At 33.9% G+C, this 21309-nt stretch carries 20 protein-coding genes and 1 pseudogene; 6 read left to right on the top strand and 15 right to left on the bottom strand.

Features of this window, described 5'->3' with window-relative positions; all coding sequences use genetic code 11:
• The first annotated feature begins 14 nt into the window (after positions 1-14).
• The 5 genes from OO775_RS01455 (at position 15) to OO775_RS01435 (ending at position 6717) form a co-directional block, all read left to right on the top strand.
• A complete protein-coding gene (locus OO775_RS01455) occupies positions 15-1337 on the top strand; it encodes a hypothetical protein (RefSeq protein WP_264845234.1) in 1323 nt (440 codons plus the stop codon).
• 3 nt (positions 1338-1340) lie between these two features.
• Positions 1341-1904: an LPS export ABC transporter periplasmic protein LptC gene (gene lptC / locus OO775_RS01450; RefSeq protein ID WP_264845233.1), complete on the top strand. Its 564-nt coding sequence runs from the start codon at positions 1341-1343 to the stop codon at positions 1902-1904.
• 223 nt (positions 1905-2127) lie between these two features.
• Positions 2128-3375, top strand: coding sequence for a hemolysin family protein (locus tag OO775_RS01445; protein ID WP_264845232.1), 1248 nt, complete (start codon positions 2128-2130; stop codon positions 3373-3375).
• A 94-nt stretch (positions 3376-3469) separates the two neighbouring features.
• A complete protein-coding gene (locus tag OO775_RS01440) occupies positions 3470-5602 on the top strand; it encodes a peptidylprolyl isomerase (protein WP_264845231.1) in 2133 nt (710 codons plus the stop codon).
• 395 nt (positions 5603-5997) lie between these two features.
• The gene (locus OO775_RS01435) at positions 5998-6717 is read left to right on the top strand and encodes a LysE family translocator (RefSeq protein ID WP_264845230.1); all 720 of its coding nucleotides are present in this window, start codon (positions 5998-6000) and stop codon (positions 6715-6717) included.
• A gap of 73 nt (positions 6718-6790) precedes the next feature.
• Here OO775_RS01435 and OO775_RS01430 read toward each other — a convergent pair whose 3' ends face one another.
• From OO775_RS01430 to OO775_RS01380, 11 genes are all read right to left on the bottom strand, one after another.
• A complete protein-coding gene (locus tag OO775_RS01430) occupies positions 6791-7954 on the bottom strand; it encodes a beta-ketoacyl synthase N-terminal-like domain-containing protein (protein WP_264845229.1) in 1164 nt (387 codons plus the stop codon).
• Entirely contained in the window at positions 7954-8805 is an 852-nt protein-coding gene (locus OO775_RS01425; RefSeq protein ID WP_264845228.1) for a glycerophosphodiester phosphodiesterase family protein, read from the bottom strand. Before OO775_RS01425 ends, OO775_RS01430 begins: the two co-directional genes overlap by 1 nt.
• A gap of 129 nt (positions 8806-8934) precedes the next feature.
• Positions 8935-10233 (bottom strand): Fe-S cluster assembly protein SufD, encoded by a 1299-nt coding sequence (sufD, locus tag OO775_RS01420; RefSeq protein ID WP_264845227.1) that lies wholly within the window; start codon positions 10231-10233, stop codon positions 8935-8937.
• A 141-nt stretch (positions 10234-10374) separates the two neighbouring features.
• Positions 10375-10827 (bottom strand): c-type heme family protein, encoded by a 453-nt coding sequence (locus tag OO775_RS01415; RefSeq protein ID WP_264845226.1) that lies wholly within the window; start codon positions 10825-10827, stop codon positions 10375-10377.
• A 132-nt stretch (positions 10828-10959) separates the two neighbouring features.
• Positions 10960-11697 (bottom strand): Fe-S cluster assembly ATPase SufC, encoded by a 738-nt coding sequence (gene sufC, locus OO775_RS01410; RefSeq protein WP_264845242.1) that lies wholly within the window; start codon positions 11695-11697, stop codon positions 10960-10962.
• A 34-nt stretch (positions 11698-11731) separates the two neighbouring features.
• A complete protein-coding gene (locus tag OO775_RS01405; protein ID WP_264845225.1) occupies positions 11732-13135 on the bottom strand; it encodes a hypothetical protein in 1404 nt (467 codons plus the stop codon).
• A gap of 418 nt (positions 13136-13553) precedes the next feature.
• On the bottom strand, positions 13554-13865 hold the full coding sequence (locus tag OO775_RS01400; RefSeq protein ID WP_264845224.1) for a membrane-binding protein: 312 nt from the start codon (positions 13863-13865) through the stop codon (positions 13554-13556).
• Between the two features lie 544 nt (positions 13866-14409).
• Positions 14410-15498: an MBL fold metallo-hydrolase gene (locus OO775_RS01395; protein WP_264845223.1), complete on the bottom strand. Its 1089-nt coding sequence runs from the start codon at positions 15496-15498 to the stop codon at positions 14410-14412.
• Positions 15499-15536: 38 nt separating this feature from the next.
• Positions 15537-16994 carry a Fe-S cluster assembly protein SufB gene (gene sufB, locus OO775_RS01390; protein ID WP_041986640.1) on the bottom strand — a complete coding sequence of 486 codons (1458 nt, stop codon included), beginning with the start codon at positions 16992-16994 and terminating at the stop codon, positions 15537-15539.
• Between the two features lie 68 nt (positions 16995-17062).
• Positions 17063-17416, bottom strand: a complete 354-nt coding sequence (locus OO775_RS01385) for a four helix bundle protein (RefSeq protein ID WP_264845220.1) — start codon at positions 17414-17416, stop codon at positions 17063-17065.
• Positions 17417-17479: 63 nt separating this feature from the next.
• Positions 17480-17809 (bottom strand): HesB/IscA family protein, encoded by a 330-nt coding sequence (locus OO775_RS01380; RefSeq protein WP_264845219.1) that lies wholly within the window; start codon positions 17807-17809, stop codon positions 17480-17482.
• A gap of 464 nt (positions 17810-18273) precedes the next feature.
• On the opposite strand from OO775_RS01380, the pseudogene OO775_RS01375 reads away from it, so the two are divergent.
• Positions 18274-18959, top strand: a pseudogene (locus OO775_RS01375) (IS1 family transposase).
• On the opposite strand, the gene OO775_RS01370 reads toward OO775_RS01375, so the two are convergent.
• From OO775_RS01370 to OO775_RS01355, 4 genes are all read right to left on the bottom strand, one after another.
• Positions 18949-19302, bottom strand: coding sequence for a hypothetical protein (locus OO775_RS01370; protein ID WP_264845218.1), 354 nt, complete (start codon positions 19300-19302; stop codon positions 18949-18951). The pseudogene OO775_RS01375 and the gene OO775_RS01370 sit on opposite strands and share 11 nt — an antisense overlap.
• Before the next feature lie 41 nt (positions 19303-19343).
• Entirely contained in the window at positions 19344-19652 is a 309-nt protein-coding gene (locus OO775_RS01365; RefSeq protein WP_264845217.1) for a hypothetical protein, read from the bottom strand.
• A gap of 182 nt (positions 19653-19834) precedes the next feature.
• Positions 19835-20212: a helix-turn-helix domain-containing protein gene (locus OO775_RS01360; RefSeq protein WP_264845216.1), complete on the bottom strand. Its 378-nt coding sequence runs from the start codon at positions 20210-20212 to the stop codon at positions 19835-19837.
• Positions 20213-20531: 319 nt separating this feature from the next.
• The gene (locus OO775_RS01355) at positions 20532-20966 is read right to left on the bottom strand and encodes a hypothetical protein (RefSeq protein ID WP_264845215.1); all 435 of its coding nucleotides are present in this window, start codon (positions 20964-20966) and stop codon (positions 20532-20534) included.
• Between the last annotated feature and the right edge of the window lie 343 nt (positions 20967-21309).

Below are 21309 nucleotides of genomic sequence, written 5' to 3'. Positions count from 1 at the left end.
AAAAGAATTTGAAGATGAAAGGAAAAGCAGTATTATCAGTTATGTTGTTTGCCATAACAACAAGTACATTCGCTCAAAAAGAAGAATGCCAACAGAATTTGTCTATTTTTAGCGAATTTGCCAAAGTCAAAAATTATAAAGATGCTTATACACCTTGGAAAGCAGTATATGATAAATGTCCAGAGTTACACTATGCAACTTTCTTTTACGGAGAACGTATATTGAAAGACAAAATAGCCAATGTACCTGCTGAAAAAGCAAAATATATAAAAGACTTACAAGAGTTATATGCCAAATATAATCAGTACTTTCCTCAACGATTCAATGCTACTGACAAAGCTATCAAAGAAGCATTGCTTATGATTGATGAAAAAGTAGGCAACAAAGAAGATGTGCTCAATATATTAGATAAAGCATTCAAAGCTAACAAAAATGATTTCTCTGACGAAACAGCTATTTATCAATATTTTGCCATCACAGTTGATTTGTACAACGAAGGAAAAAAACAACTACAAGATGTTTTTGACAACTATGATGATGTTTCTGAGCGTATTCAAGACGAAAAAGAAAAATTATCCAAAGAAATCAATATGTTAATTCCAAAAGAAGAAGCAAAAACACTTTCTCAAAAAGAAACAAGAGAACTTAGCACTGCTCGTACACGTGTAAATAATTTAGAAAACATTACCGAAAGTATTGATGCAAAATTAGGACAATTAGCTAATTGTGATAAACTTGTACCTTTGTACGAGAAAAACTTTGATGCGAACAAAGATAATGCTGTGTGGTTACGTAGAGCTGCTGGGAAAATGTCTGATAAAAATTGTACCTCTGACCCAATGTTTGTCAAATTAGTTGAAAATTTGTACAAATTAGAGCCTTCTGCTTCGGCTGCTTATTACTTAGGAGTACTCAGTGAACAACAAAAGAAAACAGCAGAAGCAGTTAAATACTTTAATCAATCGGTTGATTTAGAAACTGATAATTTGAAAAAATCAAACATTCTGGTAAAAATAGCGACCAAATATTCAGGAAGTGCCGCTGTGAATTATGCTCAAAAAGCTCTAACTTACAACCCGTCTAACTCCAATGCGTATCAGATAATGGCTGCTGCATATGCTAGTGCTGCTAACGAATGTGGTTCAACAACATTTGAAAAAAGAGCTATCTACTGGTTAGCTGCTAATGTAGCTCGCAAAGGAGGTTTGGAGAGTTTGGCAAACCGATATGAGAAATTGGCACCTAGCAAAGCAGATATATTCAGTTCAGGAATGGCTGGGAAAACCATCACATTCAAGTGTTGGGTAGGACAATCTGTAAAAGTTCCTTCATTGTAAAATATGAAAAGCACTCATGTTAATATTACATATTTTTGCATTGCAGCACTTTGGAGTGTTGCAATGCTTTTTTCGTGTAGTAACTCAATGAAAAAAATACAGCAAGAAGCCAAAACGTACAAATTTCCTTTAGGTAATGCGGAAAATTTTGAAACGATTTACACCGATTCAACTCGTGTAAAAGCAATTTTGACAAGTCCCAACTATTTGGATTTTACCAATCAACATTTCCCTTATACGGAATTTCCAAAAGGTTTAAAGGTTGATTTTTTTGACGAAAAAAATCAAAAAAGTACCGTAGAGGCTCTTTACGGAATATATTATTTCAAAACACACATGGTAGAACTTCGCGATAGTGTCAAACTAACCACTTACGAAGGTAAAGTACTCAATACCAGTCAGTTGTTTTGGAATGAAAAAGAAGATTGGATTTTTACAGAAAAACCTTTTATATACTTAGATACTGTACAAAAAAGTATTACCAATGGTATCGGAATGGATTTTGATAAAAGTTTCACCAAACTCAAAGCACATAAAATAACCGGTATTGTCCCTCTGAAAGAATAACATCAAACAAAGTTAAATTATGAATTTTATCAAAAAATATGGCTTATTAGTAGTATATATACTATTTTTAATTTATACAATTGAGCGCATTATACATCTTGAAAATAATAATAAGCGTATTATTTTTTTTGTTGCTTTGTTATATTTGGTTTTCCGTTTGGCACAAATAGGATTCGGATTTTACAAGAATAGAGAAAAATAACACCACTATAATTAAAAAAAAATGATTTCAGTGATTATTATTGTTGTTACATTACTTTTTTCTGCATTTTTTTCTGGAATGGAAATTGCGTATGTATCATCTAATAAAGTACATATCGAAATACAGAAAAAGCAAAGTGGGATAATCGGAAATATTTTAGAGAAACTCACGCGGAAACCTTCTAAATTTATAGCAACAATGCTTGTTGGTAACAATATAGCTTTGGTTGTTTATGGTTTTGAGGCCGGAAGACTTATGACGAGTGTTTTACCCGAGTATTTTCGGAATATATTGTGGCACACGTTATTTTCAACTATCGTTATTGTAATTACGGCAGAATTTCTTCCCAAAGTTTTTTTTCAAATCTATGCTAATACACTTCTTAGTGCATTGTGCATACCTGCTTACTTTTTCTATGTTATTTTTTCTCCTATTTCGAGTTTTATAATGTGGATTTCTGATACGGTTTTACGCATTTTTTTTAAAACAAAAGGAGATGACCAGCATTTGACTTTTTCCAAAATAGAATTGGTTGACTATATTTCGGAACAGATAGAAAACTTACCCGATACGCAAACGGTTGATTCTGAGGTGCAAATTTTCCAAAATGCGCTTGGATTTTCCGAAGTGAAAGCCCGCGAAATAATGATACCACGAACTGAAATTTCAGCGGTAAGCATTGATGAAAATATTGATGTTTTGAAAGAACTTTTCATCTCAACTAAATATTCTAAAATACTGATTTACAAAGATTCTATTGATGAGATTGTTGGGTATGTTCATTCGTTTGAAATGTTCAAAAAACCCAAAACCATTCGTAGTATTCTGCGTCCTGTGGTCAATGTTCCAGGGTCGATTTTTATTTCTAAAGTTTTGGATATTTTGACCAAAAAACATCAAAGTATGGCGGTTGTTATCGACGAATATGGAGGTACTTCAGGAATTTTAACATTAGAAGATATTGTAGAAGAACTTTTCGGAGAGATTGAAGATGAACATGATAAAATCATACTCAAAGAATTACAAATTTCGGACAAAGAATATCTTTTTTCAGCTCGTTTAGAGGTTAGTTACATCAACGAAAAATACAAATTGCAACTTCCCGAAAGTGAAAATTATGAAACACTCGGTGGACTAATTATGGATTTTCACGAATCTATTCCAGAAAAAGAAGAAGAAGTACAGGTACAAAATTATTTATTTCTGATAGAAGAAGTAACTGATAACAAGATACTTACAGTTAGAATATTTGTGAAAGAAGAGGAGTAAAAAATATTTCTATAAAAAGATTTTCGTATTTGCAGAAAAAATATTACCTTCGCTCGCTGTAAAATTATTTAAAAAAAATTAAAAAGAAAAGAAAATGGCAATTCTTGAAAAAATCAGAAAACGTACGTTTTTTCTAATCTTAACTATCGGATTAGCACTTTTTGCTTTTGTAGTATCGGGACTTTTCGATAAAAACATGGGGCAAATGCCCACAAGTATTGGTAAAGTAAATGGAGAAGAAATACCTATGAATACTTTCCGAACACAAGTAGAAAACACACTCAATAATATGGGTAGAAACCAAAATATAGGAACGATGTACGTCGTTAATATGCTTTGGCAACAAGCCGTACAAGGAAAAATACTTGACCAACAATTTGAAAAACTGGGTATTACAATTGGTAAAGACCAAATTTTTGCTGCCTTAGCTCAATCACCTGCTATAGCTCAAGACCCTCAGTTTCAGAATGCTAATGGTATATTTGACCCAAACAAATTTGCTCAATTTGTTGCTAATTTAAAAACTTCTAATCCCGAAGGATTTCGTCAATGGCAAATGCAAGAAGATCAACTTGCCGAAAGCGCCAAAAGACAAATGTATTTGAGTCTTGTTCGTGCTGGATTAGGAGCAACTGCCTCAGAAGGCGAAGCATATTATCATCAAGAAGCTGATAAAGTTGATATTAAATATGTAACGATTCCTTATACATCAATCGCTGATAGTGTTATCAAAATATCAGACAAAGAGATACAAAACTACATTGATGAACACAAAAAAGAATACAAACAAGAAAACGGGCGTAATATTCAGTTTGTTTATATAAAAGAAGAAGCATCTGATACTGACAAACAAGAAATTAAAGATATGATAAATCGTGTCAATACTCCTCAAATTCGCTATAATAGTTCTACACAAGCTAATGATACAATAGTAGGTTTTGCTTTGGTTAGTAAAGAAGATATTGCCGATTTTGTCAATACAAACTCTGATATTGCTTTTGATAGTTTATACATATCGAAAGAAAAACTTTCAGGAGCTTTTGCAGACCCACTTTACAATTTGAATATCAATGAAATATATGGTCCTTATGAAGACAACGGATATTACAAATTATCTCGTATGCTTGGTAAAATATCTAATGCCGAAGTAAGAGCAAGTCATATTCTCATATCATTCAAAGAAGCTCCTAACGCTAGTGCATTGTCTAAGGAAGTTACTCGTACCAAAGAAGAAGCTCGTGCTAAGGCTGAAAATATTCTGGCTGAAGCTCGCAAATCAGGTGCTGATTTTGAACAATTAGCACGAGATAATTCAGATGATACTTCAACTGCCAATGGTGATTTAAATTTCTTCTCACGAGGGCAAATGGTAAAACCTTTTAACGATTATGTATTTTCTAATAAAGTTGGAGATATTGGTTTGGTTGAAACAGATTTTGGTTTTCATATTATCAAAATAACAGATAGCAAAGAAGGCGTACAATTAGCAACTATTGCTCGACAGATAGAACCATCAGAGAAAACACGTAATGATATTTTTGTCAAAGTAAGTAATTTTGAAAGTAAAGCATTCGAAAATCCAACAAAATTTGGAGAAATCGCTCAAAAAGAATCCTTGTTAGTACTTCCTGCTGATAATTTGGGAGAAATGAGTGAAGATATTATTGGTTTAGGAAATAATCGGTCTATTGTACAATGGGCTTTCAAGAAAGATACTAAAGTAGGTGATATAGAACGATTCAATGTGAAAGATGGATACGTAGTGGCTCAATTGACAAAAAAAATAGAAAAAGGAACAGCCTCTGTTGCCGATGCACGTGCTTTGGTAACACCTATCTTAATAAAACAAGAGAAAGCTAAAAGGTTAATGGCACAACTAAAAGGTAATACTATTGATCAAATAGCCTCTTCTGCAAAACAAGAGAATATCCGACTAGCAGAAGGACTTACCCAAAAAAGTCCAATGATACTCGGTGTTGGTTTAGAACCCAAAGTAGTAGGAACGGCTTTTGCCTTGTCTGCTAATAAACTTTCTAAACCCATTGAAGGAGAAAATGGAGTATATGTAATTGTAGTAACCAAAAAAGAAATAGCTCCTGCTCTACCCAATTACGGAAGTTATACAAATACTCTCCGTACAATGAAAATGAATCGTGCAACAACCGATTTATTCTCTGCTCTTGAAGAATCTGCCAAAATAGAAGATTATCGAAATTTAGCTTATTAACGATATAAAATATATAAAAAACTGCCTGTTGGTTCAGGCAGTTTTTTTATTTTTCTATTTTTTCAATATTAACAAGTTTATTCAAAAAAACAAAATATTCTATTTTTCGATAACAAAAATCAGGAAACTTACATTCTGTTATATTTTCTATATAGTAGTTACAATTATTTAATTTCACACCTATAATTTTTACTATCCGCCCTTATCTTACCTTTTCAGATTATAAAAAACTTCTCACAAATGAATTACTGAAAAAAGAATCTCTGTACTGAAGTTTTCAAAGAGATAAAAATTTCAAATACTTTAAATGTTTGTCAGCTACAAAATATCTTAAGAATAAAACTTTGGATAATTTATAATCATTTGTTACCTTTGCTCACTTTTTATTGAAAAAAATGATTCAAGACATACTTAGTGCTATTCCACTGGGAGCGCTTTTGGCTTTTACTATAGGACCTGTTTTTTTTGTATTATTAGAAACCAGTATTTTAAAAGGTTTTCGAGCAGCAATAATATTTGATTTGGGAGTGATTTTGGGAGATATTTCCTTTATCCTTCTTGCTTATTTTGCCACGAATAATCTCTTAGAAAAGATAAAAGATGACCCGCGTTTGTTTATTGCTGGTGGACTGATTTTGCTGGTTTACGGAATTTTTTCGTATATAAAACAAAAAAAAGAGTATAAAAGAAACATCAATACGGATTTAATTCACCTAAGTACAAGCAAATCGAACTATTTGAGTTTATTTGTGAAAGGATTTTTGCTCAATGCTATAAACATTGGTGTTTTAGGATTTTGGCTTGGAATTATCATCGTTTTCACTCCTCGATTAGATTTTGACCAAAATCGAATAGGTGTATTCTTTTTATCAATTATTATCTCGTATTTACTTGTTGATATTATCAAAATACTAATTGCCAAACAGTTACGTCACAAACTTACTCCAAAAAATATTTATCAAGTAAAACAAGTTATCAGTATTATTTTAATTGTTTTTGGAGTATTCTTAACCATACAAGGTTTTTTCCCAAAAGCTAAACAAAAACTATCTAACAAAGTAGAAAACTGGGTTTTGTTACATCATGATACTTCGAAAAAAACGAATTTCTTCTGATAAAACTTTCTTTTCTTTTACGTTTTTTTAGAATTCTTTTTCCTATAAAATCTATGAAGTAAATCAGTCCAAGCTATACTTCTGATAGAATTATACTTACAGCATTTCCGCCAAAACCAACCGCATTTATTAGTACATTACGAATTCTTTGGGGAATATAGGCATATTTCAAATAAGGTATATTTATAAACGATTGATTTTGTATCATTAGCAACGCCATCTCTAAACTCAGAGAGCCACTTGCCCCGAAGGTATGCCCTATTTTCCATTTGTTATTGGTCAAGGCAGGTATATTTTTTCCAAAAACAGCTTCAATTGCTTTCATCTCAGCAAGGTCTCCTTTTAGAGTACCGGTGGCATGCGGAATAATTACATCGATTTCTTCTTTTTTAATATGTTGCAAAGCCATTTGCATAGCTTGTTGAAGACAATCAGCATTTTCAGAAATAGAAATATTGTGAGTAAGTGTTTCAGTAGCATAACCTATTCCACTAATTATCGCAAGAGAACGATTTGTTTTCCCTTTTTCGATACATAATACACAAGCTCCTTCTCCAAGAACCATTGTATTTTGTTTTTTTTCAGAAGATAAGACTTGACACGGATATTCAGTTTGAGCATTCCCATAGATTTTTAAAGCTTTCATCTGTGAAAGGGTAAAATCCGTTAATGGAGCTTCACTACCTCCAACCAAGAATTTGTCTGCCATATCAGCCCTAAGCCAGGCAATCCCATTGACCAAAGCATGCAATGCCGTAGAACAAGTAATGGAATGTGAAATAGCAATACCTTTACTCTTGGCATCTTGTGCTACCCACGAGGCAATATTACCTAACGTAGTTGTAGGCGAACAAAGAGGCGATGATTGTTGCGAAAGAAAAAATTCGCTATAATATTTTTCAAAAAGTTCTGTAGCTCCTCGTGAAGAACCTATATTGATACCAAAATCGGTATCAGAAGTCCAACCAGTTTGTTGTAAAGCTAATCGAGAGGCATATATGGCATACAAAACAGATTTATCCAATGATTTATATTTTGGATTTTCGCCACGAATTTCATCAATTATGTACTGATTTTTATCAGAAATATTTCCTACGGGAAATTTTCCAAAAGAAAACATACGCTCCTTGAGATAATGTTCTGCATTTTGATATGATGCAACTATTTCCTCAGAGGTACTACCCAAAGGAGAAATACTTCCAATACCAGTAATTGAAATAACTTCGGGTAAATTCATTATAAATCAATGTCAAGAGGTCTGTCTGTCGAGAATATCTGAATTCCCATCGCTGCCCATTCTTTGTACAGATGGTTTCCGCGTGCTTCGGCGCGCTTGTCAAGGTTTCCGAGCGTACCCAAAATAGCTGGAATTCTTAGACTTGCCAATCGTTTGTAGAGTGATTCGTCAGAAAGACGGGTTCCTGTGAAAGCAACCATTTTTTCTCTGGGAATATTCGTTTGTAAGATTCTATTTAGCTCATCATCATTACGTGCCGGCACAGAAAGGAGCATTTCGGGGGCTACCTGATGCAATTTTTCAGCCTGTCCAACATTATAACTGATTAAAACCACTTGGTTTTCCATTTTTTCAGCCCGAACCAAAGCAACTACCTTTTCGTAAGAAATTCCCTTTTTGAAGTCAAGCATCAGATGAACATTATTCTTTTTACTCCAAGCCAATACATCTTTTAGAAAAGGTATTCGATAAGGTGTAACCTTGCCAAAATCATCAATAAGATATGACATTAGTAACTTTTCTTTCCGAAGTTTTGATACGGCACCTTCTCCGGTAGCTGTTCTTCCTAAGTTGTCATCATGCATAAGAAAGAGTTCACCATCACTACTTTCGAAGATATCTATTTCAAAACTACGGATTCCTTTTTTGAAGAGAAATTGTATTGTTTCGAGACAATTTTCAGGATATCCTTCTATGCCCTTACCTGCTCTATGAGCAGAAATAATTGTTTTATCCGCAAAATAAACTTCATTAGTTATTTCATTAGAAGTTTTTATTTGAGTATATTTTGGAGTGTTTTTACAGCTAATAACAAAGCTATAAATAATTAAAAATAAAAAAATCTTTTTCATAAAAAAACTTGTTGAGCCACAAAGATACCGATTTTTAGAAAAATAAATTGATTATAGATAAAAAAGTGTAGTACTTATAATAACATTACTATCATTCAAAAGTAAAAGTTTCATCTATTTCAACCCACTTTATATTGAAATATTAACACGTAATTTGTTTGAAATCATTGCACTAATAAGGATTTCCAATTCCGGAATTTTAACGCTTTCAAGTACCGTATTGGCAAAAGCATACGTGAGCAGAGTTTCACCTTCTTTCTTTGGAATACCACGTGTTTGCAAGTAAAAAAGAACCTCTTTGTTAAGTTCGCCAATGGTACATCCGTGAGAACATTTTACATCATCGGCAAAGATTTCGAGCTGGGGTTTGGTGTTGATAGTTGCCTTTTGCGAGAGTAAAATTGTATCGTTTTGTTGATAGGCATTTGTTTTTTGAGCAATTTTATCAACCATAATCTTTCCATTGAACACCCCTGCACTTTCTTCTGAGAGTATTGCTTTATAATCTTGATGACTTTCACAATTTGGCTGAGCGTGATTTACAAGTGTATAATTATCAACGTGTTGTCTTTTTGAAAGAATAGAAAGTCCTTTTAGTGTTGATTCTAAATATTCGCCTTTATGGAAAAAATTCAGATTGTTGCGAGTAAGTTCTCCTCCGAAAGAGAATGTATGTACCGAAACATTACTACGCTTGTCTTGACTGATATATGTATTATCAATTAGTGAGGCATACAAATTATCATTTTGGATTTTGTAATAATCTAAAATAGCATGCTCTCTTACAAATATTTCAGTTACCACATTGGTCAAAACTTTTTCTTTCGAAAGATTATAATGTGTTTCTATTATTCGAATTTGAGCATTTTCACCTACTTCAATGATATTACGAGGTTGGTAACACATCGCTTGCCCCAAATCGGTAGCTACAAAAAGTAATTCAACAGGTTTTTCAATAATTTTACCTTTGGGAACATATAGACAAACTCCGTCATTGGCAAAAGCAGTATTCAAAGCTGTAAAAACATCTTGCTGAGCTACTTCTTTATTAAAATAATTGGTTGTGAATTCTTTCCCATTTTCTGAATCTAAAATTGAACGAAGAGGAGAGATTAACAACGCATCGGTTGTGATGTGCGATAGCTCCGAACAGAAAACTCCATCGACAAAGACTATTTTATAACTTTCGGGCAATATCCAAAACGATTCAATATCTTTTGCTGAAACTTGTGTTTTTCTTGCTGGAAACAGCGAAAAGTCGTTCTTAGTTAAATTTGACAATGACGTAAATCGCCATGCTTCATCTTTTCGAGTGGGAAATCCTTTTTTTGCAAAGAAAGAGAGGGCTTCTTTGCGCGTATATTTTAATATATCGTTTTTATTTGCAAAATTCTCAAACGATGTAATCCATTTTTCTTGTAAATTCATTTTTTCTAATTTTTTTAATTTCCCTAAAACACTATAATACTTCAATTTATATTTATTTTCTTTCAAATATGATTTTCCATAAGCCTCGTAGCTCGCCTATTTGGTAGTCTGTTGCTTTATCGTTCGGATATTTTGATTCAATTACTTGTAGTACATTGGGTTCAATATCCGTTTGTTTCCGTGGCAGGCAAGGCACGTAGGCATAGCAAGCGGGATTGCTTTGTAATAATACACCTTGTTTTCTTCTTGCATAACAAGGTGTTTTTGCGGGGTAGTTTCGCTCATTAGTTTTAAAACTTCTTCCCATGCTTTTTGGTCTATTTCACCAGAAAGTGCATTGTTTTCATTTCGGTTCTTCAACGAAATTCGATGTATCTGAAACGTATTTTCTGATAAAGAATTCGTTAAAGAAAGTGCTTTTTCATTACAGAAATCAACTGCAAGAGTAGCCCCTTCTTCTTTTATTTTTGCTAAAACATTCGTGAGCAATATTTTTTGAGTTTCGGTAGCAATACGATCTCCCAATGCTTTATAATATTCTTTTTCAGTTACTGATAATTTTTTGGGAACATTGTTGCAACTTAGCCAGAACAAACTTCCTAAAAGTATAAATAATCCTCTGTTTCATAATGATAAATTTTCCATATAAATAATTCATACGAATTGATATACCACAAGATGTTCTGCTACAATCTATCTTGGTTGAACTATTTATTTTATCAAATATTATTTGCACCAATCGTATCCCTTTTCTTCCAATTCCAGAGCAAGTTCCTTGCCTCCTGATTTTATGATTTTCCCATCGAAAAGCACATGAACATAGTCAGGAACGATGTATTCTAACAAACGCTGGTAGTGTGTGATGACAACCACCGCATTATTTTTGCTTTTGAGCTTATTAACCCCGTTGGCAACAATGCGAAGTGCGTCAATATCCAAGCCAGAATCAGTCTCGTCAAGGATAGCTACTTTTGGCTCTAACATTGCCATTTGGAAAATTTCGTTACGTTTTTTCTCTCCTCCCGAAAAACCTTCGTTAAGCGAACGGGACAGAAAGTCTTTGTTGATTTCTAAAAGCTCAGCTTTCTCGCGGATTTTCTTTAGAAGTTCAGCCGCAGGCATTTCCTCTTCACCACGAGCTTTTCTCGCTTCGTTTACCGCAGTTTTTATGAAGTTTGTAACGGAAATTCCGGGGATTTCCACAGGATATTGAAAGGACATAAATATTCCCTTGTGGGCTCTTTCTTCGGGAGCGTCTTCCAAGATACTTTCTCCTTCTAAAATAATATCTCCCTGAGTAACCTCAAAGTTTTCGTTACCAGAAATCACTGCCGAAAGCGTGGATTTTCCAGCTCCGTTAGGACCCATAATTGCGTGTATCTCACCAGCTTTCACATTGAGATTGATTCCTTTAAGAATTTGCCTATCCTCTACTGAGGCGTATAAGTTTCTTATTTCTAACATCATTATATATTTTTTTTTAGATTTGTTATGTTTTTTAATTTAGTTGTATTTCGACAGCCGCTGGGTATAATCTTTCGGGATCAAAGAAAACAGAACAGCTATTGATAAGGTTCTGAACATCAAGCACTAAGATTCCGTTGAAAACCTCTTTGTTATTGACCTTAATCTGTACGTTTTGGGTCAAATCTACCAGATTTTGATTGAAATAAACGACAAATTTTCCTTTATGCACAGGGGTATGCGTTTTTTCGTATTTGGTAAAGAACCCCCAGTTGGGACTGGTTTCTACTCCCTGATAAGAAACAGCATCGAGATTGATACTCACTACGTTATCAACAATATCCATCGTATAACGCACGCGTTCGAAAGCGCGTTCCTTGACAACTATGTTATAAAATCCGTTTCGGTACAGGCCGTCCATCGGAAAGTCTTCCCAAACAACTTTTTTCGGATGCGGATTTCGTGTATATTGCCTTAACCAAGGTGTAGTAGGGCTATAATCAAATCCGTGTTCTGCTTGGGGAACTAACTCAATACGATGTACATATCCCTCAGTATCTTGGGCTCGATGTTTTTCAAAGGCTTCTTTTGTATATCGGGTTATTTTATTTCGATGAAATGTATAATCAAATTCTCCAGTGAGAAAAGAAAATGCTATGTTTCGGCAGTTTTCTATCGGAGCATTGATAAGCGGTTCACCACCTGCCATCGGACCTGCTCCCGCCAAATAATCAGCATAGAAAGAAGCTAAGCGTTGGCTCCCGTAACCTCCTTCAGATATTCCAAAGAAATAAATTTTATTCGCATCTATTTTTCCTGAAAGAAAAGCTAAGCGGAGTAGCTTCTCCCAAGCAAATTGTTTTGATTTTTGCCACCAACGATAAAATGCCCCTGTGTTGGGTATTTGAGGAATAAAATAAGCAGATGGCTCATCTTTAAAACTCAGCGCAAGCGCTCTACCAGTAGTCCATTCCTTATTTTTATCGCCTGACCCATGCATATAGACAAATAGCGGATACCCTTTTTCAGGTCGATTACCTTTTGAACCCCAATAGAAAGGCATTACGGCATTTGCCTCTAACGATTGTGGTAATTGCCAATGCTTACTTTGCGCATAATCTAAGGGTAATAATTCTCCCAACTGCTCTTGGGTATGCTTCGCATTGGCATCTATCCAAGATTGCCAAACCATATCACGATACATTGCTACTTGCGAAGATTGCAATACTTGTTTTTTGTCAAATGCAATGGTTTTGCCATCGAGATGTTGCGTAAAGAAACGTGTAATTTCTTCTTTTTTAACACCCTGCAAAGGAGTTTCTTCTTTGGGAACTTCTTGTTTAGGTGCATTCGGACTTGTTGGTTCTGTATGACTCCCTTTGGAACATGCCCCACAGATAATTACTGAAAGACCTAAAAACAAAATACATTTGTACATCTTAAAACAATTTTAGTTACTATTTAAGTAATGTTATAAAAAGTATGATGATCATTTTTGGTGTCAGGCTGAGCGAAGTCGAAGCCTTAATTTATGAGGTTTCAACTTCACTCAAACTGATAAAACTATTTATTTTTTTCTGTATCATACTTTTTGTATCACATCTCTATTTATATACGATATTTTTAACTTTAAATATAGCTAATTTCAAATAATCTATCACAATGACTTCCCTTTTGACCAGCAATAGGAAGATATAGTTTTGAAAAAAATAACATCTGTCCTCTCTCATACCCTGCTTTGGCAGACTTCTTCCTTTTTTCTGTTTGTGTAGGTTTTCGCTCAGACAATTTTACTCAAAAAACATCTCCTTTCTTACTTTTTTATCAAAAAAGAATGAAAGGAGATGTGTGTTAGCCTACTTTTTGTCTTCGATTCCGAACTCTCGCCACTGACTTTGCGGGAAATCCATCTTGGTTCTTTTACGAGCGATGGCTTGTTTCTCTGCAAGCAATTTGAGTTCTTTCTCAATGGCTTCGGTTTTCGATTTTAAGTCGGCTTTGAGCTTCTCTTGCTCGCTGTTGAGGGTTTCTACCTTGTTTTTCAAGGCTTCCAACTCATTGATAAAAGCTTCATCAACACCAGCGGGCAAGTTTTCCTTGTGATTTCTAAGCCCATCAATCATCAGTTTTACTGATTTCATGTTCTCTGCGTACGATTTCTTCGCCATAAGCATTTAATTTATAAAGTTCTTATTTTTTTTATAAAAAGAACAGCAAAAATCGAGCCAAAATACTCTTATTGCTACTTTTTTATAAACAAATTTATTCACAATGCTAATTTTTGCAAAATGAATTATCATTTATCCAAAATAAGATTTTAAAAAATACAGACAAGGCACGCTTTATTCTTTGGCAAACACCATAAACTGCCTTTAGAAAAAGACTCATCTGCCATTGATAACCACAACCCACACATCAAATAACTGAACGTATCTATTTATTTTTTTTAAACAGACAAAACAACCCTTATACCTTCACAAATATTCTCTATTCCATTTGGGAAATTGTTTGTCCCACTTGGGAAATTGTTTGTCCCACTTGGGAAATCGTTCGTCCTACTTAGAAAATTGTTCGTCCCACGTGAAAAACATCATTTCCCAGTTATAAATTATCTAAATCTATGTCATTTATCATTCATTTCTAATAAAATAATGCTTTTTTATGGTGTCATAAAACTATTTTCTGCTGCCAGAAGACAAATTCCACTACATATTACCACCATTCCTCAAAAGATTGATGCTCATCATCGAGGATAATCTTTTCACCTATCTTGGGGAAAATCACATTCAGTTGCTTTTCTTTGGCGACATTGTAAATTTTTTCCAAAGGCTCATTCCACGAATGATACGCCAAGGCAAATTTGCTATTATGCACTGGAAAAACACGCTTAGGATTCAGTTCTTGAATTACTTTCACCAAGTTATCAGGCAAAAAGTGAATGTTTGCCCAATTCGTATTGTATTGTCCGTTTTCCAACAAGGCAAAATCAATCTTCGGAAACTTGCGAGCAATCTCTTTGAAGTGATTTCCATATCCGCTATCTCCTCCGATATAAATTGTACGTGTTGGAGTTTCAAGCATAAATGACCCCCAGAGCGTTTTATTTCGCACCAAACCGCGCCCTGAAAAATGACGCGTTGGAAGACACGTAATGGTAAAACTCCCTGTCGTTGTAGATTCGTTCCAATCTAATTCTGTGATTTTTTCAGTAGCAAATCCCCAATGTTCAAAATGCGCACCCACTCCCAAAGGACAAATAACGTGCCCTACACGTGAGCGTAAGGCTTTTATAGTTTCATAATCCAAATGATCCCAATGGTCATGCGTGATTACCAAATAATCTATCTCGGGAATATCATTCGGCTTATAAATCTTTGACCCCTTGAACATTCCGCCATCTGAAAAAGGCAACGGGGTACCTGTAACAAGCACAGGGTCAAGCAAAAAACGTTTTCCGTGAGTTTGTATAAGATAAGATGAATGTCCGAACCACTCCGCGTATTCTTTCTCCGTAGAGATTTGAGTAAGATAGGTCTTCACGCTGAGTAGTTCTGTTTTCAGAGATTTATTCGCTACTTTTTTGAATGGAAAATCCCAAAATGCCCCAACTATTGTTTTATCTTCGGTTGTAAAGGTTTTGGTTTCTTCAATATTCTGAAATGCTCCGTCTTTATAATTAGGAGAGTTTTCTATTCGCTGCAAACGCTTCCCCGCAAGGTGTTTTCCAAATTTAGGTAGCTGCATATATGCGGCAATTACCAGGCAAACAAGTCCAACAATTGCCAAAAAAAAGTATAGCATTTTGTTCATTTTATATTATTTCTTAACGAAAGAACCATCTACCCAACACTTCCCTCCAAGCTGATTTCCAATAGTTTCTGAGCTTCTACGGCAAATTCCATCGGAAGTTTGTTTAATACCTCTTTACTGAAACCGTTTACAATCAGTGCGATGGCTTTTTCCGTGTCGATACCGCGTTGGTTGCAGTAGAAAATTTGGTCTTCCCCAATTTTGGAGGTTGTGGCTTCGTGTTCTATTTGAGCGGTTTTGTTTTTCGCTTCGATGTACGGAAAGGTATGAGCCCCGCACTCGTTACCCATCAAAAGAGAATCACATTGCGAGAAGTTTCGTGCATTCTCGGCGTTCGGACTAACTTTCACCAAGCCTCGATAAGAATTCTGCGATTGTCCGGCAGAAATCCCTTTTGAAATGATTGTTGAACGAGTGTTTTTCCCTAAGTGAATCATTTTGGTTCCTGTATCCGCCTGTTGGAAGTGATTGGTTACGGCGATGGAGTAAAATTCCCCAATCGAATTATCACCTTTGAGCACACACGATGGATATTTCCACGTTACTGCGGAACCTGTCTCGACCTGCGTCCAAGATATTTTAGCGTTCTTTTCACATAGTCCGCGTTTGGTTACAAAATTGAAAACCCCTCCTTTACCATCTTTATCCCCCGGGAACCAATTCTGAACGGTAGAGTATTTTATCTCGGCATTGTCTAAAGCTATGAGCTCCACTACGGCAGCGTGTAATTGGTTTTCGTCACGTTGCGGAGCGGTACATCCTTCAAGATAAGACACGTAGCTACCTTCATCGGCAATCACTAAAGTACGCTCGAACTGCCCTGTACCTGCCTGATTGATTCGGAAATAGGTAGAAAGTTCCATCGGACAACGAACGCCTTTGGGTACATAACAGAAAGACCCATCGGAAAATACCGCCGAGTTCAGGGCAGCATAGAAATTGTCGGTTTTAGGTACGACAGAGCCGATGTATTTTTTCACCAATTCGGGGTGTTCTTGAATGGCTTCGGAGATAGAACAGAAGATGATTCCTTTTTCTGCCAATGTCTTTTTGAAAGTTGTCGCCACCGAAACGGAATCCATCACGATGTCCATCGCAACAGGGGCAACGCCTGTTAAACGTTTCTGCTCTTCGATGGAAATACCCAATTTGTTAAAAGTTTCAAGAAGTTTTGGGTCTACTTCATCTAAACTTTCGTATTGAGGTTTCTGCTTGGGTGCGGAATAATACGAAATGTCTTGGAAATCAGGTTTTTCGTATTTTACATTTGCCCATTCGGGTTCTTCCATTTCTTTCCAAATGCGGAAAGCCTCGAGACGCCAATTGGTCATCCATTCAGGCTCGTTTTTCTTTTTGGAAATCGCAATCACAATTTCCTCATTGAGTCCCTTTGGGAATGTTTCGGCTTCTATATCCGTATAAAAACCATAGGCGTATTCCTTGGTTTGTAGTTCGTCACGTAAATCGTCTTCTGTGTATTTTGCCATTTTTCTTTGATTAAAAAAATTAAATGATTAAACAATTAAATGATTAAAGCGAGGTGTAAATTTATGAATTATTTAATTCGCTTATTGTCATTCACTTTTAAGTAATCAATAAATTTTGAAAGCTGAACAGATATTTCTTTGCAATGTTCTTTTAAACTTTCTGTGTTGATATTATAAATTTCGCCACAAATATTAAGCATATTTCTTACCTCTGCACAACTTCCCTTTGCATATTTTAAAAATCTTACAAATTGTGCATTGTTATTGTATTCTGAACCTTCTGCAATATTATTTGAAATAGATAAAACAGCACGTTTCATCTGATTAGAAAATTCAAATTCATTTTTCAAATATTGATGATTTAACAATTCAAAGACTTTTTTGGTTAGAGCTAAAGTTTCTTTAGACTCTAAAACTTTCAAACTCCTGTGCCATAAATTATTTTTTAATTATTTAATCTTTAAATCTTTGAATGAATAATAATTTTACATCGAAAAACTCTCTCCGCAGCCACAAGTTCGGTTAGCGTTGGGATTGTTGAATACAAAACCTTTGCCGTTAAGTCCGCCTGAATATTCGAGAATTGTGCCTACTAAATAGAGAAAACTTTTTTTGTTTACAGCAATGCGTATTCCGTTGTTTTCAAATATTTTATCATCGGCGTCAGTGGTTTTATCGAATTTGAGTTCGTAGGAAAGTCCGCTACAACCACCGCTTTTCACGCCCACACGTACAAAATCGGTTGTAGGGTCAAAATTATCTTCTTCCATTAAGGAAATTAATTTCTTTTTTGCTTGTTCAGATATTTGAATCATCAGTTTATGATAAAAATCAGTTTTTCGGCAAAATTACTATTTATTATCAAATTAGCAAGTATTTTTTCAATATATATATGTTATAAATATATAGATAAAATTTATTTTGACATTATAATACTTTGTTCTAGGAAAATTTCAGTACCAACCCAGTACAAACGCTTACTAAACGGAACAAAAACACAAAGGTACTATAATTATTTTCCAAAAATGACATTTTGCAATGAAATTTAAAGACAATACTATACTTTGTCAAAGTCAATTAAAAAATGAAAACACTCAAATAATATCTTTTATTTTTATAAATTGATAAATTTAAACAAAAATGACATTTACATTTTTGTCATACTGCAGAATGAATTTGGGTTATTTTACTATATTATTGTAGATAAATATAAATCTTAAACGAAAAGCGGCTTTGGTAATTAAACATAGTTTTTGTATCTTTGTCAAAAAAATAAGATATGGATTGTTCAAAATGTAAAAGCAAAAACAAAATAAAAAATGGAATTATCAAAGGTGTTCAGAGATATAAATGCAAAGATTGTGGAAGGAATTATACCGTTACCCATAAATCCACTGCCAAACTTCCCTCAGAACGAAGACTTGGTTTGATGATGTATTTGGAAGGATTGAGTTTTCATTCTATTGGAAGAATTCTGGGCGTAAGTCACGTAGCGGTAATGAATTGAATAAAAAAATACGGCAGTCAATTGGAAGAAATAAAGAATGAAAAACCTGTTTCGGTAGTGGAAATAGACGAATTGCACAGTTATGTACAGTCAAAAAAAACTCCTGTTGGGTCTGGATTGCAGTTGATAGAGAGGGAAAACGATACCTTGATTTTGTTGTTGGGAATCGAGCAACAGAAACGGGATTAAAGTTTTGGGAAAGAATAAAAGAAGTAGAAACAAAGGTGTATTGTACGGATTATTGGAAAAGTTACAAAGAATTTATTCCTGTTGAAAAGCATCTACAAAACAAATCGGAAACTTATACGGTTGAGAGTTACAACAGCAGAACTCGGCATTATTTATCCCGATTTAGAAGAAAAACCAAATGCTATACAAAGGGTTTAAAAATGATGATTTACAGTCTAAATTTATTAATGCTTAAGCTAAATAATGAATTAACTATACTTAATTACTAATTCCAAAATTCGGAAAAAGCCAAGTTTTTGCCACTTCTTCAAAATTCTTTTTGATTTTTTCATCAGGCAATAAAACTGATTTGTTTTTAGACAATCTACTGAATATCACATCGTTATTCAGCCAATTGCCCCAGCTGTAAATTTCGTCCGATTCTGTGTAAATACACTTTTTTTCAAATAGTTTTTTAATCAGTTCGCCCTCTTCTTTGGCATCGGAATCGTCTTTTTCATCGCATAAATAATAGTTGATTTTCACACGGTCTTGTGCCTGAAAACGCTTATAATCATAAGAATAATCTGTGGCAATAAATACATTTATGTTGATTTCGCCTTGCACAACCAATTCGCCGTGATTATAATCTCCTCAATAAAGTTCGGTTACATTCAAGTTTTTGCTAACAAAAATCTCTTGTCCGCCAACCACGTATATTTTGAGCTGTCAAATTTCCCAAAAACGATAAGTCCGCACAAAGCATCAGTTTCGCTATTATAAATTTGAGTTGCCGTTAAATCACCCGTAATAATAATAGCAGCAAAATCCTGAAAATCAGCATTGTCCAAATCAAAAGGTTTGTCTAAAATGCAGTCACCTTCGTATAACAAATAAGGCATATCTTGATATGTATAATAAAAGCTACTTTCTATGATTAAATGCTTAACCTCCTTAAAATCAATTTGTTTTAGGTTTTTCATTGTTTTTTTGATTAACTATTATAAATAAATTGCCTGTGCCGCTGGCATCTACCGACCCATATAAACCAACAAAATACTAATATCTGCGAGAAAAACGTTACTGATGTAAGAGACCTGTGAAAGAGTTTCAAGCAGATTTTCTTCAGCTTTTCACGATTTTCCAATAATTCAGAGCATATATTTTATAAAAAATTATTTCTGGATAGTATATTTTTTAAAAAAGATATTTGTTCATCTTTTTCTTTCAAACGAGCCTCAAAAGATTTTATAAGTTTTTCCGTAATATCTTTATTATCAATAGTCAAATTTTGAATATATCCATATGAATTATCGTGATTGTTTTGTGTTTGAATAGAAAGATTAGCCGTGTTAAAAAAATCAGTAACTTCAGTTTCAAGAATTTCAGCAATTTTTAAAAGTCTATCTACTGTTATCTTAGTGTCTTCATTTTCTAATCGTGCATATGACGCTTGACTAATATCTAATCTATCTGCTAAATATTCTTGTGAAAGTCCTTTTTGCTCTCGTATTCTACGAAGATTTAAGCCTATACTATTCATAATTTATGCTATTTTATACATTTTAGATTGCAAATATACAAATTTCATAAAACATTCCCTTTGAGAAAAGAATATTTTTGTATCCGAAATTTTAAATATATAAAAGTATACCAATGTATAGTTAAAAGCAGAAGGAAAGATGAATCTTATCTATTTCCATAACTTTTATATTGTAGCAAATTTTCTCATTTTATGGTAATAAAGAATAATTACCTCCCCATATACACTAGCAAAATACTGGTATCGATTGATGAATACAAAACTAAAAAGATTATCGGAATTAACCAATAATCTTTTTTATGATTTTAGTATAAGCGAACTATTTAACGCACTTGTATATATCTACTCTTCCATCTGCTCCGTTAGAATTATTTTCAATTTCTTCAAATGTATCATCGTCTATGAAATTGAATTGAAAATCATTATCTTCATACTTGCCTTTTTCATCGTTATATTCCTTGTAATAGATTCTTCCATTTTTTATTCTGTAAGGCTTTTCCTCTGTAACACATTTATTATCTTCTTCCCTTGGATAATAATTAGTTAATGTTTTATTGGTAAAAACGTATTTGCTACAATCATCATCTTTTACATCTCGTGGATTAACTCTTTTTCCGTCTTTTACATCTTCTGTTTTAACACGTTTCCAAGTACCTAGAATACGAGCATTTTCTGTTGGGGTATCATCATTTTTCCCACAAGAAACCACCAACATACTCACAGTTACCAAAGCCAATTTTAAAATATTTTTCATTGTTTTATAAAGTTTTAATTCACTCAGCCTCAAAGTGAAGTTACTAAAATAAAAAAAGCGTGAGGCCTAACTCTTATTTATTCACAAAAGAAGCCTCTGGTAAAGCTACGAAACATATAAATAAGGAGAAAAAGTCCACGCTATACGGCGTGAGCGTCTCGGCTTACTTATTCCACGTTTCGTTGATTGAATTTACCAGATTCTCTTTTATGGTAGAATAACAAGCTAACGCTTTTGATATTATAATATTGACCAATATTTCAAGGCAAAAGTAGAAAAATAAATTTGATAATCAAAATTTTACTTCAACTCAACGGAAAAGATATATCTTTTCCCTACAATT

Source organism: Capnocytophaga catalasegens, from assembly GCF_026005215.1.
Classification (GTDB): Bacteria; Bacteroidota; Bacteroidia; order Flavobacteriales; family Flavobacteriaceae; genus Capnocytophaga; species Capnocytophaga catalasegens.
Note: the sequence above shows the minus strand (reverse complement) of the source record. Positions and strands in the feature narration are given on the sequence as shown.